This is a genomic window from Bacteroides sp. An19 (genome assembly GCF_002160215.1).
GTDB lineage: Bacteria > Bacteroidota > Bacteroidia > Bacteroidales > Bacteroidaceae > Phocaeicola > Phocaeicola intestinalis.
The window spans coordinates 1-18,897 of sequence record NZ_NFKD01000077.1; the positions used below are offsets into that span (position 1 = coordinate 1).

Consider the following 18,897-nt stretch of genomic DNA (forward strand, 5'->3'; position numbering starts at 1 on the left):
CTGCATTTCTAATTCTTCAAATCCAGTTCTGTTCATTGCTATTCGGTTTGATTGTTATGCGGGGGCAAAATTACAATCAAGCCATAGGACATGCAATGTGTATTTCTTAGAATGCTTACGATAAGGAATATATCCATAGCCTCAAGTTTATCCGTCCACAAAGTTAGCCATTTCCTTCAGACTTCAAAAGCAAGCAGAGGGAAAAACGCATGGATAAAAAAGCTCCCGACCCTTGACGGGCGGGAGCTTTCTATGATAAACACCAAAGAGATAATGATTATTCTACTTCGTTATAGTCGAGCACATTTTTCTTGTTGGCAAGGATACGGTCGTATTCTTCTTTCGAACCTACAATAATCTTATCGAACTCGCGCTGTCCGGTACCTGCAGGAATCAAGTGACCGCAAATCACATTTTCCTTCATACCTTCCAAACGGTCTACCTTACCATTGATAGCAGCTTCGTTGAGCACCTTCGTCGTTTCCTGGAAGGATGCAGCCGACATGAAGCTGGAAGTCTGCAATGCGGCACGGGTAATACCTTGCAGAATCTGCGTAGAAGTTGCCGGAACAGCATCACGTACTTCCACCGATTTCAGGTCGCGGCGTTTCAGCATACTGTTCTCGTCACGCAACTTACGTGCCGTAACAATCTGCCCCGGCTGGAGATTCTGCGAATCACCTGCGTCAACCACAACTTTCTTGCCCCAGATACGGTCGTTCTCTTCGTTGAATTCCAGACGGTCTACCACCTGTTGTTCCAAGAAGCGAGTATCGCCCGGCTCGTCAATCTGTACCTTACGCATCATCTGGCGTACGATAATCTCAAAGTGCTTGTCGTTAATCTTCACACCCTGCAGACGGTACACATCCTGGATTTCATTAACGATGTATTCCTGTACAGCCGTAGGTCCCTTGATAGCCAAGATGTCGGCAGGCGTAATGGCACCATCGGACAACGGTGTACCAGCACGTACATAGTCATTTTCCTGTACCAGAATCTGCTTAGACAATGCAACAAGGTACTTCTTTACATCACCCGTCTTCGAAGTCACAATAATTTCACGGTTACCACGTTTAATCTTACCCATCGTCACCTCACCGTCGATTTCGGATACTACGGCAGGATTGGACGGGTTACGTGCTTCGAACAACTCAGTCACACGAGGCAAACCACCGGTGATATCACCCGCCTTACCTACGGCACGCGGAATCTTCACCAAGATATCACCTGCCTTCACGGTCTGTTTGTCTTCTACAACCACGTGACCACCTACCGGCAAGTTATAAGTACGGATTTCGTTGCCATTCTCATCGGTAATATGCAACGAAGGTATCTTGTTTTTATCTTTCGATTCAGTAATGATGATTTCACGCAAACCGGTAGCTTCATCGGATTCCACTTTATAAGTCACGTTTTCGATAACCGACTCGAAAGCAATCTTACCTGAAACCTCGGTTACGATTACAGCGTTGAACGGGTCCCACTTCGCAATCAGCTTGCCCTTTTCTACCACTTCGCCATCCGAAGCATACAACTTAGAACCGTAAGGTACATTGTGGGTAGACAAGACAATGCCTGTATTTACATCGATAAACCGGACTTCGGCCAACCGACCTACAACAATCTTCACAGGTTCGCCAGTTTCTTCTACTGCATCTACAGTACGCAATTCTTCAAATTCCAGACGTGCGTCATTCTTTGCTACAATACTTGCATTTGCTGCCATATTGCCTGCGATACCTCCGGCATGGAAGGTACGCAAAGTCAACTGAGTACCCGGTTCACCAATAGACTGTGCTGCAATGACACCCACTGCTTCACCTTTCTGTACCATACGGCTGGTAGCCAAATTACGTCCGTAACATTTTGCACAAACACCTTTCTTCGATTCGCACGTCAATACCGAACGGATTTCCACGCTTTCTATCGGAGAGTTTTCGATTTCCTCGGCAATGCTTTCGGTAATCTCTTCGCCCGAAGCTACAATCAGCTTTCCGGTAGTAGGATGAATCACATCGTGTACAGACACACGTCCCAAGATGCGTTCGTACAGCGTAGCGATAACTTCATCGTTGTTCTTCAATGCCGTACAAACCAGACCACGCAAGGTACCGCAGTCTTCTTCATTGATAATCACATCGTGTGACACGTCAACCAAACGACGGGTCAAATATCCGGCATCGGCTGTCTTCAAGGCTGTATCGGCAAGACCTTTACGGGCACCGTGGGTAGAAATAAAGTATTCCAACACCGAAAGACCTTCCTTAAAGTTCGAAAGAATCGGGTTTTCGATAATCTGTGCGCCTTCGGCACCTGCCTTCTGCGGCTTCGCCATCAAACCACGCATACCAGACAACTGACGGATCTGTTCCTTAGAACCACGGGCACCGGAATCCAACATCATAAATACAGAGTTGAAACCTTGGTCATCGTTCTTAATGGTCTTATACAAGATATCTGATAAATCACTATTTACGTGAGTCCATGTATCGATAACCTGATTATAACGCTCGTTATCGGTAATGAAACCCATATTATAGTTCATCGTGATTTGTTCAATTTCTTCATTACCGCGTTTTACAAGTTCTTCTTTTTCCTTCGGAATGATGATATCGCCCAAGTTAAACGACAAACCTCCCTCAAATGCTTTCTGGTAACCCAGGTTCTTGATGCCATCCAGGAAGTCACAGGCACGTGCCACACCGACCTTCTTGATAACATCGCTGATGATGTCGCGCAAGGATTTTTTCGAAATAATGGTATTCAGATAACCGCATTCGTCCGGAACCAACTCATTGACAATGACACGGCCGACAGAAGTTTCCTTAATCATCTTCTTAACAATGTTGCCATTCTCGTCAAGGTCGTTTGCCACCACACTGATGATAGCATGAATGTCTACCTTTCCTTCATTATAAGCAATCATCGCTTCTTCCGGACCGTAGAAAATCAATCCTTCACCTTTAGCTCCCTTACGGAGTTTGGTAATATAATAGAGTCCCAATACCATATCCTGTGCAGGCACGGTAATAGGCGCCCCATTGGCAGGATTCAAGATATTATGCGATTGAAGCATCAATAGTTGGGCTTCCAATACAGCTTCGTTACTTAAAGGCAAATGAACAGCCATCTGGTCACCGTCAAAGTCAGCATTGAATGCCGTACAAGCCAATGGATGCAACTGAATAGCCTTACCTTCAATCATCTTCGGCTGGAATGCCTGAATACCCAGACGGTGCAGTGTCGGTGCACGGTTCAATAGTACCGGATGACCTTTCATTACATGCTCAAGGATATCCCAAATCACCGCTTCCTTACGGTCGACAATCTTCTTTGCCGATTTCACGGTCTTGACTATACCACGCTCAATCAACTTACGGATAATAAACGGCTTGTACAATTCGGCAGCCATCAACTTGGGAATACCGCATTCACCCATTTTCAACTCCGGTCCTACAACAATAACCGAACGTGCTGAATAATCGACACGTTTACCCAACAAGTTCTGACGGAAACGTCCTTGCTTACCTTTCAAACTATCCGATAAAGATTTCAAAGGACGGTTGGAATCAGTCTTCACCGCACTTGATTTCCGTGAATTATCAAATAATGAATCGACAGCCTCTTGTAACATACGCTTTTCATTACGCAAAATCACTTCAGGAGCCTTGATTTCAATCAATCGTTTCAGACGATTGTTACGGATAATCACACGACGATACAAATCGTTCAAGTCGGAAGTGGCGAAACGTCCACCATCCAGCGGAACCAACGGACGAAGTTCAGGCGGAATAACCGGTACAATACGAACAATCATCCATTCAGGCTTGTTGCGTCCACGTGAAGCACGGAAAGATTCTACTACCTGCAGACGTTTCAATGCCTCGTTCTTACGCTGTTGCGAAGAGTCATTGTTCGCCTTATGGCGCAACTCGTATGAAAGCGCATCCAAATCAAGACGGATAAGCAAATCATAGATAGCTTCTGCTCCCATCTTGGCAATGAACTTATTCGGGTCGGTATCTTCCAAATATTGATTATCTTTCGGAAGAGTATCCAAAATATCAAGATACTCTTCTTCCGACAATAAATCATATTGATTAACACCGTCTTCTGCCTTGACCCCCGGCTGTATGACAACATAACGTTCGTAATAAATAATAGCATCCAGTTTCTTGGTGGGCAACCCTAGCAAATAACCGATTTTATTGGGCAAAGAACGGAAATACCAGATATGAGCCACCGGAACCACCAACTGAATGTGCCCGCTACGCTCACGGCGCACTTTCTTTTCGGTCACTTCCACGCCACAACGGTCACAAACAATTCCTTTATAACGGATACGTTTATATTTACCGCAATGGCATTCATAATCTTTCACCGGACCGAAGATACGTTCGCAGAACAAACCGTCGCGTTCCGGCTTGTAAGTACGGTAATTGATAGTTTCCGGCTTTAACACTTCACCATACGAGTTTTCAAGGATTTCCTCGGGTGACGCTAATCCGATCGTAATCTTGGAAAAATTACTTTTTATCTTAGAATCTTTTCTAAAAGCCATACTTTCTTAATTTCAAAATTAACTATTATTCCAATGTAATACTCAAGCAAAGACCTCTCAGCTCATGCAACAACACATTCAAAGACTCAGGGATACCCGGAGTAGGCATCGGCTCGCCTTTTACGATTGCTTCATATGCTTTCGAACGTCCTACTACATCATCCGACTTAATGGTCAGAATCTCCTGAAGGACATGAGCCGCACCGAATGCCTCAATTGCCCAAACCTCCATTTCTCCGAAACGCTGACCACCAAACTGTGCTTTACCACCAAGCGGCTGTTGAGTAATCAAAGAGTACGGACCGATAGAACGCGCATGCATCTTGTCTTCTACCATGTGACCTAATTTCAACATATATGTCACACCGACTGTAGCAGGCTGGTCGAACTGTTCTCCTGTACCACCATCATACAAATATGTCTTGCAATAACGTGGCAAGCCTGCCTTGTCTGTCCATTTGTCCAAATCATCCAAAGTAGCACCGTCAAAAATCGGAGTAGCAAATTTCACGCCCAATTCCTTACCGGCACGTCCCAGTACAGCTTCAAAAATCTGACCGATATTCATACGAGAAGGCACACCCAACGGGTTCAATACGATATCTACCGGGGTACCATCAGCAAGGAACGGCATATCCTCCTGACGGACTACACGCGATACAATACCTTTGTTACCGTGACGACCTGCCATCTTATCACCCACACCAATCTTACGTTTCTTTGCAATATATACTTTTGCCATTTGGATAATACCCGAAGGAAGTTCATCACCGATAGTCAAAGCAAACTTCTTACGCTTCAACTCGGCATCAAGTTCTTTATATTTCTTCAGATAATTCATTACCAAATCGCGAATCATATCGTTCTTATGAGCATCTGCCGTCCACTTGCTTAACTGGACAACCGTATAGTCCAAAGATTCCAAATCATGCTTGGTAAACTTCGCACCTTTGGCAATTACTTCTGTACCCAAATAGTCTTTCACACCCTGTGAAACTTTCTCGTCTGTCAATACCAACAGCTTCTCTATAAGAATTTCTTTCAGAGCTGCAGCCTTTTCTTCAAACTCTTCATTCAATTTTGGAAGAATCTGCTTGTCAGCATTCTTCTCACTACGAGTCTTAATAACACGAGAATACAATTTCTTGTCAATGACTACTCCACGCAATGAAGGAGAAGCTTTCAGTGAAGCATCTTTCACATCACCTGCCTTATCACCGAAAATAGCACGCAACAGTTTCTCTTCCGGCGACGGGTCCGATTCACCTTTCGGAGTAATCTTACCAATCAGGATATCACCCGGTTCAATACGGGCACCGATACGTACGATACCATTTTCATCCAAGTCTTTAGTAGCTTCCTCACTTACGTTCGGAATATCCGAAGTCAGTTCCTCCATGCCTCGTTTTGTTTCACGCACTTCCAGGATATATTCATCCACATGCACAGAAGTAAGAATATCTTCGCGCACCATGCGTTCATTCAATACGATAGCATCCTCATAGTTGTATCCCTTCCACGGCATATAAGCCACCAGCAAGTTCTTGCCTAAAGCCAACTCGCCATTTGCCGTAGAATATCCTTCCGTTAAGATATCGCCTTTCTTCACACGCTGTCCTTTGCTACATATCGGACGCAAGTCAATAGTCATGCTTTGGTTGGTCTTACGGAATTTCGGAATACGATATTCTTTCAATGCCGGTTCGAAGCTTACAAATTCTTCATCCTCGGTACGGTCATATAATACACGAATAGTAGTAGCATCTACAAACTCAATGACTCCATCTCCTTCAGCCGCAATCTGTGTACGAGAATCTTCGCACAGCTGCTTTTCGATACCTGTACCTACAATCGGAGCCTCTGTACGCAACAAAGGCACAGCCTGGCGCATCATGTTCGATCCCATCAATGCACGGTTTGCGTCATCGTGTTCCAAGAAAGGAATCAACGAAGCAGCAATAGAGGCAATCTGCTGTGGAGAAACGTCCATCAATTCCACCTGATCGGGAGTTACCACCGGATAATCTGCATCCCGACGCGCTTTTACCTTATCACGGATAAACGTTCCGTCATCATTCAACGGCGCATTACCCTGTGCGATAATCTTATCTTCTTCTTCTTCGGCAGACAAATATTCGATACCTTCCGGTGAAAGGTCTACTTTGCTATCAGCTACCTTGCGATACGGAGTTACAATAAATCCAAGGTCGTTAATCTTCGCATATACACAAAGAGAAGAAATCAAACCGATATTCGGTCCTTCAGGAGTCTCAATAGGACACAAACGACCATAATGAGTATAATGTACGTCACGCACTTCAAATCCGGCACGGTCGCGCGACAAACCACCAGGACCTAATGCCGACAGACGACGCTTATGAGTAATTTCAGCCAGCGGGTTGGTCTGATCCATAAACTGTGACAATGCATTCGTACCAAAGAACGAATTGATTACAGACGAAATTGTCTTCGCATTGATCAAGTCTATCGGAGTAAACACCTCATTATCGCGCACATTCATACGTTCACGAATCGTACGAGACATACGAGCCAAACCGATGGCAAACTGATTGGACAATTGTTCGCCTACCGTACGTACACGACGGTTACTTAAATGGTCGATATCATCCACATCAGCTTTCGAGTTAATCAATTCTATCAAATACTTGATAATCTCGATAATATCTTGTTTTGTCAAAACCTTGACATCCATCGGCGTATCCAAATTCAACTTCTTGTTGATTCGGTAACGGCCGACTTCACCTAAATCATAACGCTTTTCCGAGAAGAACAAATTATTGATTACTTCACGTGCACTCGCATCATCGGCAGGGTCAGCATTACGCAACTGACGATAAATATACAACACCGCTTCCTTTTCCGAATTACTCGGGTCCTTCTGCAATGTATTGAAGATGATGGAATAATCAGAAGCATTCGCTTCCTCGTTATGAATCAGAATATTCTGAACACCCGATTCCAATATCAAATCAATATGCTCAGGTTCAATAATCGTTTCACGGTCGATAACGACTTCGTTACGTTCAATAGAAACTACTTCACCAGTGTCTTCATCTACAAAGTCTTCCGTCCATGTCTTCAATACACGCGCTGCCAACTTACGTCCGATTATTTTCTTCAGATTGGCCTTGTTCACCTTTATGTCTTCGGCGAGATTAAATATTTCAAGAATGTCTTTGTCATTCTCAAATCCAACAGCGCGCAACAGCGTGGTAACTGGTAATTTCTTTTTACGGTCGATGTAAGCATACATGACATTATTAATGTCTGTTGCAAATTCAATCCATGAACCTTTAAATGGAATAATACGGGCAGAATAAAGTTTAGTCCCGTTGGCATGGATACTTTGACCGAAGAACACACCTGGAGAACGATGCAACTGAGAAACAACCACACGTTCAGCTCCATTGATAACAAAAGTCCCTTTAGGAGTCATATAGGGAATAGGACCTAAATACACATCCTGAATAACGGTGTCAAAGTCTTCATGATCGGGATCGGTACAATAGAGCTTCAACTTCGCCTTCAAAGGAACACTATAAGTCAGCCCACGCTCCAAACATTCATCAATCGAATAGTGAGGCGGGTCGATATAATAATCGAGAAACTCTAATACGAAATTGTTACGCGTATCCGCAATGGGGAAATTTTCAGCAAAAACTTTATACAAGCCGTCGTTCTTGCGTTTCTCGGGCGGTGTATTCAACTGCAAAAAGTCTTGAAATGACTTCAACTGAACTTCCAAGAAATCCGGATACTTCATCGGATTCTTGATTGAAGCAAAATTAATTCGTTGGTTATTTGTATTAGAAGACATCTGTATGGAGTTAATTTATTAATTTCAGGAGTAAAACCTGTGTAGACGCAAAAAGGTTAAGAATCCTCCTATGAGGATTCTTAACCGAAATACCTGTTAAACAGGCAAATATTATTTGAGTTCAACTTCAGCTCCAGCAGCTTCCAAAGTTTTCTTCAATGATTCAGCTTCGTCTTTAGCCAAACCTTCTTTTACAGTGCTAGGAGCTCCGTCAACCAAGTCTTTTGCTTCTTTCAGACCCAGACCACAAGCTTCTTTCACTGCTTTAACTACCTGCAATTTAGCAGCACCTGCGCTCTTCAAAACTACATCGAATGAAGTTTTTTCTTCAGCTGCAGCAGCAGCACCAGCAGCAGGACCAGCAGCAACAGCTACAGCAGCTGCAGCAGGTTCAATACCATATTCTTCTTTAAGGATAGTTGCAAGTTCATTAACTTCTTTTACTGTCAAGTTAACTAATTGTTCTGCAAAAGCTTTCAAATCTGCCATTTTTGTATGAATTTAATTGTTTGTTACTAATTGAAAAATATTAAAGTTGTTATTCGGGACGTTCTGCAAGCGTCTGAAGAACGCCGTGAATGGTGTTTCCACCTGATTGAAGAGCAGAAATAACATTCTTCGCAGGCGATTGCAACAAAGCAATAATATCTGCAATGACTTCGTTCTTGCTCTTGATAGTTGCCAAAGCATCGAGTTGTTCTGCTCCTACATAGAAACCTTCTTCTGCATATGCAGCTTTCAATGAAGGAACACCGTCTTTGTATTCTTTCAACAATTTTGCCGGGACATTGGCAACCTCAGTAAACATGACTGCCGTAGTACCCTTCAAAGAATCGAATAACGGTGAATAATCAACATCTTCCATGCTCAGCAAAGCCTTGTGAAGCAAAGAATTCTTCACAACAACCATCTTAATACCGGCCTTATAGCACTTTCTACGCAAATCACTGGTAGCAGCAGCATCCATAGCTGTAGTATCTACCAGGTAGAAATGTCCATATTGCTTTACGGTATCAGCTAATTGACCTATAATTACGCCTTTATCTTCCTTTCTCATGACTCCTCCTTAGTTTATTGTATTTCATCTACTGATTTCGGGTCGATTTTAATACCCTTACTCATAGTACTTGAAAGATAAATACTCTTGATATAAGTACCCTTAGCTGCTGCCGGTTTCAATTTGATGATAGTAGCGATAAATTCTTTCGCATTTTCACGGATTTGGTCAGAAGTGAAAGAAATCTTGCCGATAGAAGTATGAACGATACCGCTCTTGTCTACCTTAAAGTCAATCTTACCTTGCTTAACCTCCTTAACAGCCTTAGCTACATCCATAGTCACAGTTCCGCTCTTCGGATTCGGCATCAATCCACGAGGACCAAGTACACGACCGAGAGCACCGATCTTACCCATGATAGAAGGCATTGTGATGATTACATCAACATCTGTCCATCCACCCTTGATCTTTTCAATATATTCATCAAGACCAACATAGTCAGCGCCAGCTTCTTTTGCAGCAGCTTCAGCATCCGGCGTACACAATACAAGCACACGAACCTGTTTACCTGTCCCATGAGGCAAAGATACAACACCTCTTACCATCTGGTTAGCTTTACGAGGATCCACACCTAAACGTACGTCGATATCAACTGAAGAATCAAATTTGGCGAAAGTAATTTCTTTTACCAGTTCCGAAGCTTCTTTCAGTGAGTATGCTTTCCCTGCTTCAATTTTTTCTGCAGCCAACTTTTGATTTTTTGTCAGTTTACCCATTATTAATTGAAGTTTATTTGTTATTTACCCGGGAAGTCACCTTTTACAGCGATACCCATACTTCTAGCTGTTCCTGCTACCATAGTCATGGCAGCCTCAATAGTAAAGCAGTTCAAGTCAACCAACTTATCCTGAGCGATTGTACGAATCTGATCCCAAGTCAATTCAGCGACTTTCTTACGATTCGGCTCAGCAGAACCACTCTTAATCTTCGCAGCCTCAAGCAGCTGAATAGCCACAGGAGGAGTTTTGATTACGAAGTCAAAAGACTTGTCTGTGTAGTAGGTAATAATAACAGGCAATACCTTACCTGCCTTGTCCTGGGTCCTGGCGTTGAATTGCTTGCAAAACTCCATAATGTTGATACCCTTCGAACCCAAGGCAGGTCCAACGGGAGGTGATGGATTTGCAGCGCCTCCTTTAATCTGTAATTTGATTAGTCCAGCAACTTCTTTAGCCATTTTCTTAGTTTTTAATATAAATGATTAACGAATAGAATAACGACACGTAACAAGATGTCTTATTCCTTTTCCACATCCGTAAAGCCCAACTCAAGCGGAGTCTTCCGCCCGAATATTTTGACCATCACTTTCAATTTCCGCTTTTCCGTACTCACTTCTTCAATGACACCACTGAATCCGCTGAACGGTCCGACAGAAACCTTTACTGTTTCTCCTACAACATAAGGAATGTTTGTGTCCTCACTTGCCTCCTGCAGTTCATCCACCGTACCCAGTATCCGATTTACTTCCGATTGTCTTAATGGTACCGGATGATCCAGTCCTCCTAAGAAACCGATTACATTGGTAATGTTTCTCAAATGATGAGCCACTTCACCAACCAACGCAGCTTCTATCAAGACATAACCGGGAAGATAAGTCCGCTCTTTCACAATTTTCTTACCATTGCGAACCTGATAGACTTTCTCCGTAGGAATCAATACCTGAGATACGTATTCACCAAGGTTCGTATTCCGCATTTCTGCTTCGATATACTCTTTCACCTTGGTTTCCTTACCACTCACGGCACGAAGTACGTACCATTTCTTTTCAACCTCAGACATTTTCTTCAACTGTTAATTAGTGCGGATAGATAACATCTTCCATAATGAACTGGAAGGCAGAATCCATAAGAAAAACAACGAGTGCAATAAGCAGGGAAGCATATAAAACAACTACTGCACTACTAGAAAGTTCTTTACGAGTAGGCCAAGATACTTTATGGACTAGTTCGTCGTAAGATTCTTTACAATAATTCGTTATCTTTTTAAACATAGTTTTCAAATTTAGCACGGGAAGAGAGACTCGAACTCCCGACACTCGGTTTTGGAGACCGATGCTCTACCAACTGAGCTATTCCCGTAAAAATAGTTCCCGAAAATGAATCCGGGAACTATCTATCTTAATTCAATGATTTCCTTTAATTAGTCAAGAATTTCAGTAATCTGACCTGCACCTACTGTACGTCCACCTTCACGGATAGCGAAACGCAAACCTACGTTCAATGCAACCGGGTAAATCAATTCTACAGTGATAGTTACGTTATCACCCGGCATTACCATGTCTGTTCCTTCCGGCAAAGTAATTTCACCTGTACAGTCCATAGTACGCAGATAGAACTGAGGACGATAGTGATTGTGGAACGGAGTGTGACGACCACCTTCTTCTTTCTTCAGGATATAAACCTCAGCTTTGAACTTAGAGTGAGCCTTAACCTGGCCCGGGTGACACAAAATCATACCACGTTTGATTTCGTTCTTGTCGATACCACGGAGCAACAGACCTACGTTATCACCAGCTTCGCCTTCATCCAAGATCTTGCGGAACATTTCAACACCAGTTACAACTGATTTCTTATCTTCACCCAGACCCAAGATTTCAACTTCGTCACCTACTTTTACGCGACCAGCTTCAATACGTCCGGTAGCTACAGTACCACGACCTGTGATTGAGAATACGTCTTCAACCGGCATCAAGAACGGTTTATCAACATCACGCGGAGGCAGAGGAATCCAGTTGTCAACAGCTTCCATCAGTTCGATAACCTTGTCTTCCCATTCCTTCACGCCGTTCAATGCACCCAGTGCAGAACCACGGATGATAGGAGTATTGTCACCGTCGTAGTCATAGAATGACAGCAGTTCGCGCATTTCCATTTCTACCAGTTCCAACATTTCTTCGTCATCAACCATATCGCATTTGTTCAAGAATACAACCAAACGCGGAACGTTTACCTGACGAGCCAACAGGATGTGTTCACGAGTCTGAGGCATCGGACCATCAGTTGCAGCAACTACGATGATCGCACCATCCATCTGAGCAGCACCAGTTACCATGTTCTTCACATAGTCGGCGTGTCCCGGACAGTCTACGTGTGCATAGTGACGATTTGCAGTTTCATATTCTACGTGAGAAGTATTGATAGTAATACCACGTTCCTTTTCTTCCGGAGCGTTATCAATCTGATCGAAAGACTTGATTTCGTCAGCTTTAGTGAAACCTCTCTCTGCCAATACCTTAGTAATAGCAGCAGTCAAAGTTGTTTTTCCGTGGTCTACGTGACCAATCGTACCAATGTTCACATGGGGTTTGGTGCGTTCAAATTTCTCTTTAGCCATAGCTTTACTTATTTATTTTGATTAATAATCAGCTTTACATATTCGCGAGCTGTTACCGGGACTTGAACCCGGGACCTCTTCCTTACCAAGGAAGTGCTCTACCGCTGAGCTATAACAGCAAAAGAAGAAAAGAAGAGCGGAAGACGGGACTCAAACCCGCGACCCTCAGCTTGGAAGGCTAATGCTCTATCGACTGAGCTACTTCCGCAAAATCAGTGGGCAAAGATGGATTCGAACCACCGAAGGCGTAAGCCAGCAGATTTACAGTCTGCCCCATTTGGCCACTCTGGTATTTGCCCAACTTTCTTTCTTCTGAGCCTCTTGTCGGATTCGAACCAACGACCCCGAGATTACAAATCACGTGCTCTGGCCAACTGAGCTAAAGAGGCAAGATTAAACTTTGCAGCCACGCGGCTATCTATCGTGGCTTAGCGGCTGCAAAGTTAGATATATTTTTTGAATCACAAAACTTTTAGCGTGATTTTTTTATTTCCCTTGCTGTTTTTCTTTTACTTTCAGCAATTGCTTAGACAATGCATCCATGCATACGTCTATCGATTCTTCAAATGTATCACTTACTTTTTCTGCGTAAAACTCGGTATTCAGCGCCAATACGCGCACGCCAGCTTCCTTATTCATAGCTGTCTCCGGCTTTACCACCTTCAAAGACACCTCTACTTTCTTTATATTATCGCAAAATCTTTCAAGTTTCTCTGCTTTCTTCTGAATAAAAGCTTCCAGTCTCTCAGATGCATCGAAATGAATGGATTGAATTCTTACTTCCATAAAAACCTCCTTTTTTTACGCTCTTGGATGAGCTTGTTCATAAACTTTTTTTAATTCTTCAAAAGTCGTATGCGTATAGACCTCGGTAGTGGTCAGGCTCTCATGTCCCAAAAGCTCCTTCACCGACTCCAGCCCTGCCTCATTATTCAGCATAGCCGTCGCAAATGAATGCCTCAGCACATGCGGGCTTCTTTTCTTCAACGTCACGACCTTCGACAAATCGCGTTTCACCAACAAATAAACAAGACTGGGATATAATGCCTTCCCTTCCTTACGGACGAAAAACGCCTCACATTCCCCGTGCCAATATTCTTCTCTTGCCGAAAGATAACGGAGCAGCCTTTCTTTCAAACCTTCCCCGAACGGGATAATACGCTGCTTATTCCTCTTTCCTGTCACTTTTATCTGGCATGCAGACAAATCCACATCCCCGTCTTTCAGACCTATCAGCTCCGCCTCGCGGATACCCGTTTCATAAAAGACTGCGATAACCGTCTTGTTGCGAACACTCTCGAAATCGTCACCCGGTTCCTCATCCAGCAACCTGTCCATATCAGCTTCTTTTACAAATACGGGAAGCGGTTTCTTCTTTTTCGGCCCCTGAACCTTCCGGATCGGATCTGCCGAAACCACATTCTCCCGCAACAGATAGCGATAAAACGACCGCAGCGCACTCAGCTTCCGGTTTACCGACGATGCCGAATACCCCTCATCCATCAATGAAACCATCCATCCACGGATAATGTCCGAATCGACAGCCGTAAAATCCAAAGCCTCATCCACCGCTTTGAAGTATGCTTCAAACTCCGAGAGGTCTGTACCATAGCTGACAATGGTCTTGTCAGAATAGTTTTTCTCGAACTGGAGATACCTCAGAAAAGATTCCTTCAACATAAAAATATCGCCTTTCTTGTTCTCAGCAACGAATTTATGAAAAAGAATTCAATTATTCAAAGATTTTTGCGGAATTATTCTTCTGTCTGATGCATTTTTTGAACGTAAATAGCACGTTCCATCTTCAATCTCTTCAATACAGACGGTTTGTCGTACTGCTGTCTGCGTCTCAATTCTTTTACAACACCTGTTTTCTCAAATTTTCTTTTAAATTTCTTCAGCGCTTTTTCAATGTTTTCGCCTTCTTTTACTGGTACTACAATCATGTTTTTAAAATTAAGATTATATTGTTATTAAATGTTGCGTAGTCAATTCGCGGCGCAAAATTACACATACTTTCTTTATTTACAAAACTTTCCACCATATTTTATTGTATATTCCACAGAAATCGTAACTTTGTTAACCGTTAAAACGAAAGCTACTGTATGGAAACAAGAATCACCGAACGAATAGCGTCTTTACGCGCTTTCATGCAAGAAAGAGGACTTTCTGCATTCATCATCCCAAGCACCGACCCGCATGCGGGCGAATACGTGCCTCAATACTGGGAGGCACGCAAGTGGATTTCCGGATTCACAGGTTCGGCAGGAACCGCCGTCATCACCTTATATAATAAAGGAGGACTCTGGACCGACTCGCGTTACTTCCTCCAGGCTGAAGAACAGTTGAAAGGCTCGGGCATCATTTTATTCAAAGACCGTCTGCCCGAAACTCCATCTATCCCCGACTGGCTGGGAAGTGTACTGAACCCGCACGACAAGGTGGGTATCGACGGATGGGTAAACAGCTATGGAGAAACAGAAGACTTACGCACTGCACTGGATACCCATGGACTGGAACTGGTAGCAACCGATGACCCGTTCCGACTCATTTGGAAGAACCGCCCTGCCCTGCCCGGCAATCCCCTTTCTATTCTGCCACTCACTTATGCCGGAACGTCTGCATCCGACAAGCTAAGAACCATACGTGCCTGCATTGATGCAACTCCGGCCGGCGGAATCCTCCTGTCCGCTCTTGACGAAATAGCCTGGACACTCAATCTGCGGGGAAATGACGTACATTGCAATCCGGTATTCATCAGCTACCTGCTCATCACCCGCCAAGATGCCACCTTATATATAATGAGTGAAAAACTTACCCCCGAACTGACCGCTTATCTCACCGAAAACGGTGTACAGGCAAAAGATTACGGAGAAATAGAAAACGACCTGCGGCATTTCACTGGCAAGAGCATCCAGCTTTCGCCCGAAACCAATTACGCACTATACCGTACGGCACAATCGGCTGCATCCGTCATCTGCCGTCCATCACCCGTCTGTATGTTGAAGGCCATCAAGAACGAAACCGAGATAGAGGGCTTCCATCAGGCAATGAAACGCGATGGAGTAGCAATGGTACGCTTCCTGATGTGGCTGAAGGAAGCCGTAAAGAGTGGAGCGGAAACCGAAATCAGTATTGATAAGAAACTATACGAATTCCGCTCGAAGCAAGATCTGTTCCAAGGCATCAGCTTCGATACCATCGCTGGCTACCAGGAACATGGAGCCATTGTCCATTACGAAGCCACCCCCGAAACAGCATCTACACTGAAGCCTGAAGGCTTGCTGCTCTTGGATAGCGGTGCACAATATACCGACGGCACAACCGATATCACCCGCACCATTGCCCTCGGACCGGTATCCGACGCACAACGCATCGATTACACCCTGGTGTTGAAAGGTTTCATCGCCTTGTCGCAAGCCGAATTTCCACAAGGCACATGTGGCACACAACTCGATGTACTCGCCCGCCAGTTTATGTGGAAAGCAGGTATCAATTACGGACACGGTACCGGACACGGAGTAGGACACTTCCTCAACGTTCACGAAGGCCCTCATCAAATCCGAATGAACCACGTCCCTGCCCTACTCCAACCCGGCATGACCCTCACCAACGAACCGGGCATTTACAAGTCTGGACGGTACGGTGTGCGCACCGAAAACACCATGCTCATCATCCCCAGCCAGACTACAGAGTTCGGTAAATTCTATAAGTTCGAACCATTGACACTCTGCCCGATAGACAAAGAGCCCATCCGCCCCGAAATGATGACAGCCGAGGAGAAAACATGGCTAAATGCCTATCATCAGAAAGTATATCAAGAACTTGCACCGCTGCTGGCACCCGAAGAGGCTGCATGGCTGGAAAATGCCACCTCTCCCCTCGCCTGAAGCATACAGATATTATCTTCAGAGCCATATGCACATATTTGCACCAAGCGGTGCAGATATGTGCATCCGCCAAGGCAAATAAGTGCACCGCCGACAAGATTAATAATCTTCCGCGTGCAAGATTAATAATCTTACGGCTTGAAGATTATTAATCTTATCGCATATAGGTCGAAGTGCATCCGCTGGAGCAAAAGGCTGAAGAACCGCAAACAACCTTTTATCGCAACATTCAAACTTAAGAAAATATGGCTTTAATCAAATCAGTAAGAGGATTTACTCCCAAAATGGGAAACAACTGTTTCCTTGCCGACAATGCCACGATTATCGGTGATGTAGTGATGGGAGACGATTGCAGCATCTGGTTCAATACCGTCCTGCGGGGAGATGTTAATAGCATCCGCATCGGAAACCGGGTAAACATTCAGGACGGAAGCGTCCTGCACACACTTTACGAGAAATCGACCGTAGAAATCGGCGATGATGTTTCTATCGGACATAACGTCACCCTGCACGGGGCATGTATCCACAACAAAGCACTCATCGGTATGGGCGCCACCCTGCTCGACCATGCCATAGTGGGCGAAGGTGCCATCGTAGCCGCCGGCGCTCTGGTACTTTCGAACACGATAATCGAACCATACACCCTTTGGGGAGGCGTTCCGGCAAAGTTCATCAAGAAAGTAAATCCTGCACAAAGCAAAGAATTAAACCAAAAGATAGCTAACGGATACCTGATGTATGCCTCGTGGTACAAATAAATTAAGAATTAGGAATGAAGAATCGCTGCGCCCGCATGGAATTCTTCATTCCTCATTCTTAATTCCTCAAAGCTTCCCAATCAATGCATCCACGTTTTCTTCTCGTGTCGCCCAGCTGGTAGCTATGCGCACCGCGGTATGCGTATCGTCTACTTTTTCCCAGACCTCGATACCGACCTGGGCAGAAAGGCGTGCCAATTGTTCATTCTCCAATACCACGAAGAGTTGGTTGGTCTGCGGAGTAATCAGAAACCGGTATCCCCGTTCCTTCAGTGCCGACACAATCTTGTCCGCCATCACAATGGCATTGCGGGCAATCCGTTCGTATAATCCGTCGGTAAAGAGTGTATCAAACTGAAGTCCGAGCAAACGCCCTTTTGCCAACAATACCCCTCTTTGCTTGATAATGGAAGACAACTGGCGGATAGCACCCGGACGAGGCATCACCAAAGCCTCGCCAAACAAAGCACCCACCTTTGTACCACCAATGTAAAACACATCGCAAAGCGAAGCTATCGTTTCCAGTGTCACATCATTACCATGAGCCGCAAGAGCATAACCCAAACGCGCACCATCCATATACAAAGGAAGGTGATGCTTGCGGCACACAGCCGACAAAGCCCGAAGTTCTGCCAATGTATACAAAGTCCCATATTCGGTAGGCTGGGAAATATACACCATTCCGGGAGCTACCATAGCCGTCCAACTGGGATTGGCATAAAAATCTGTAACATAGCGGTTCACATCCGTAGCAGAAAGCTTACCCTCAGCATGTGGCAAAGCCAGTACTTTATGCCCGCCAGCCTCTACAGCACCGGCTTCATGCTGGTTAATGTGTCCGCTCTCTGCAGCTATCACACCTTCATACGGACGAAGCATTGCTGTTATCAGCGTAGCATTGGTCTGCGTTCCGCCTACCATAAAATGTACCTCCGCTTCGGGAGCAGCGCACGCAAGCCGTATTTTCTCACGTGCCGCCTCACAATACACATCAGTTCCATATCCCGGTGTCTGTTCCATATTAGTCTGCATCAACCGCTCCAATACAAGCGGATGCGCCCCTTCCAGATAATCACTTTCAAAATGTAACATAGTTTACAATATAAAAATCCAAGACAAAGATAGAAATAAAACCTCTATCTTTCTTGATAAAAAGCCTCCAATCTCAATAAAACAAAACAGACCCTCATACGGAACATTTTACCAACAAACCTTAATATCAGACACGAATACATCTATAAATCAAATACTTATATACAATCCGTCAGTAGCCGGCGCGGCTACTGACGGGGGCTTTCCGCCCGTTCTCTCCAGAATATAGTTGTACTTGTAAAGGCTTGAGTTAGAACGATTTGAGTTTTTTAATTTATAAATTAAATTTTATTTGTTATGAGAAAAAAGTATTTAAGTGCACTGCTGTTCGGAGCGCTTTTGTTCGCTTCGGCAGGAACTTTTAC

15 protein-coding genes and 5 tRNA genes are annotated in these 18,897 nt (G+C 44.4%); 2 read left to right on the top strand and 18 right to left on the bottom strand.

The annotated features are described in order from the left end of the window. Positions 1-277: 277 nt before the first annotated feature. The 17 genes from rpoC to rpsU all read right to left on the bottom strand — a co-directional run bounded on the left by rpoC (position 278) and on the right by rpsU (position 14,738). A complete protein-coding gene (gene rpoC / locus B5F25_RS18660; RefSeq protein ID WP_087251427.1) occupies positions 278-4,564 on the bottom strand; it encodes a DNA-directed RNA polymerase subunit beta' in 4,287 nt (1,428 codons plus the stop codon). A gap of 25 nt (positions 4,565-4,589) precedes the next feature. Then, on the bottom strand, positions 4,590-8,402 hold the full coding sequence (gene rpoB / locus B5F25_RS18665; protein WP_022040821.1) for a DNA-directed RNA polymerase subunit beta: 3,813 nt from the start codon (positions 8,400-8,402) through the stop codon (positions 4,590-4,592). A 111-nt stretch (positions 8,403-8,513) separates the two neighbouring features. Then, on the bottom strand, positions 8,514-8,891 hold the full coding sequence (gene rplL, locus B5F25_RS18670; protein WP_022040820.1) for a 50S ribosomal protein L7/L12: 378 nt from the start codon (positions 8,889-8,891) through the stop codon (positions 8,514-8,516). 49 nt (positions 8,892-8,940) lie between these two features. Beyond that, positions 8,941-9,459: a 50S ribosomal protein L10 gene (rplJ, locus tag B5F25_RS18675; protein ID WP_022040819.1), complete on the bottom strand. Its 519-nt coding sequence runs from the start codon at positions 9,457-9,459 to the stop codon at positions 8,941-8,943. Positions 9,460-9,473: 14 nt separating this feature from the next. After that, positions 9,474-10,175 (bottom strand): 50S ribosomal protein L1, encoded by a 702-nt coding sequence (rplA, locus tag B5F25_RS18680; protein ID WP_022040818.1) that lies wholly within the window; start codon positions 10,173-10,175, stop codon positions 9,474-9,476. A gap of 20 nt (positions 10,176-10,195) precedes the next feature. Continuing rightward, positions 10,196-10,636, bottom strand: a complete 441-nt coding sequence (gene rplK / locus B5F25_RS18685) for a 50S ribosomal protein L11 (RefSeq protein ID WP_022040817.1) — start codon at positions 10,634-10,636, stop codon at positions 10,196-10,198. 59 nt (positions 10,637-10,695) lie between these two features. After that, positions 10,696-11,238 carry a transcription termination/antitermination protein NusG gene (gene nusG, locus B5F25_RS18690; protein WP_022040816.1) on the bottom strand — a complete coding sequence of 181 codons (543 nt, stop codon included), beginning with the start codon at positions 11,236-11,238 and terminating at the stop codon, positions 10,696-10,698. A gap of 16 nt (positions 11,239-11,254) precedes the next feature. Further along, the gene (gene secE, locus B5F25_RS18695) at positions 11,255-11,449 is read right to left on the bottom strand and encodes a preprotein translocase subunit SecE (RefSeq protein ID WP_022040815.1); all 195 of its coding nucleotides are present in this window, start codon (positions 11,447-11,449) and stop codon (positions 11,255-11,257) included. Positions 11,450-11,464: 15 nt separating this feature from the next. After that, a tRNA-Trp gene (locus B5F25_RS18700) sits at positions 11,465-11,537 on the bottom strand. Between the two features lie 61 nt (positions 11,538-11,598). Then, the gene (tuf, locus tag B5F25_RS18705; RefSeq protein WP_087211339.1) at positions 11,599-12,792 is read right to left on the bottom strand and encodes an elongation factor Tu; all 1,194 of its coding nucleotides are present in this window, start codon (positions 12,790-12,792) and stop codon (positions 11,599-11,601) included. Positions 12,793-12,839: 47 nt separating this feature from the next. Beyond that, positions 12,840-12,911 (bottom strand) — tRNA-Thr (locus B5F25_RS18710). A gap of 16 nt (positions 12,912-12,927) precedes the next feature. Beyond that, positions 12,928-13,000, bottom strand: a tRNA-Gly gene (locus B5F25_RS18715). An 8-nt stretch (positions 13,001-13,008) separates the two neighbouring features. Beyond that, positions 13,009-13,091, bottom strand: a tRNA-Tyr gene (locus B5F25_RS18720). Between the two features lie 16 nt (positions 13,092-13,107). Beyond that, positions 13,108-13,181 (bottom strand) — tRNA-Thr (locus B5F25_RS18725). A 97-nt stretch (positions 13,182-13,278) separates the two neighbouring features. Next, a complete protein-coding gene (gene raiA, locus B5F25_RS18730; RefSeq protein WP_087211356.1) occupies positions 13,279-13,578 on the bottom strand; it encodes a ribosome-associated translation inhibitor RaiA in 300 nt (99 codons plus the stop codon). A 15-nt stretch (positions 13,579-13,593) separates the two neighbouring features. Beyond that, positions 13,594-14,472, bottom strand: a complete 879-nt coding sequence (locus B5F25_RS18735; RefSeq protein ID WP_087211336.1) for a tyrosine-type recombinase/integrase — start codon at positions 14,470-14,472, stop codon at positions 13,594-13,596. 74 nt (positions 14,473-14,546) lie between these two features. Then, the gene (rpsU, locus tag B5F25_RS18740; RefSeq protein ID WP_087211334.1) at positions 14,547-14,738 is read right to left on the bottom strand and encodes a 30S ribosomal protein S21; all 192 of its coding nucleotides are present in this window, start codon (positions 14,736-14,738) and stop codon (positions 14,547-14,549) included. A gap of 159 nt (positions 14,739-14,897) precedes the next feature. Here rpsU and B5F25_RS18745 point away from each other — a divergent pair, with 159 nt between their 5' ends. Together B5F25_RS18745 and B5F25_RS18750 are read left to right on the top strand one after the other, a co-directional pair. Further along, the gene (locus tag B5F25_RS18745) at positions 14,898-16,682 is read left to right on the top strand and encodes an aminopeptidase P family protein (protein ID WP_087251429.1); all 1,785 of its coding nucleotides are present in this window, start codon (positions 14,898-14,900) and stop codon (positions 16,680-16,682) included. 245 nt (positions 16,683-16,927) lie between these two features. Continuing rightward, a complete protein-coding gene (locus B5F25_RS18750; RefSeq protein WP_087251431.1) occupies positions 16,928-17,440 on the top strand; it encodes a gamma carbonic anhydrase family protein in 513 nt (170 codons plus the stop codon). A 66-nt stretch (positions 17,441-17,506) separates the two neighbouring features. Here the strand turns inward: B5F25_RS18750 and B5F25_RS18755 are convergent, their stop codons facing one another. Beyond that, on the bottom strand, positions 17,507-18,532 hold the full coding sequence (locus B5F25_RS18755) for a beta-eliminating lyase-related protein (protein ID WP_087251433.1): 1,026 nt from the start codon (positions 18,530-18,532) through the stop codon (positions 17,507-17,509). Between the last annotated feature and the right edge of the window lie 365 nt (positions 18,533-18,897).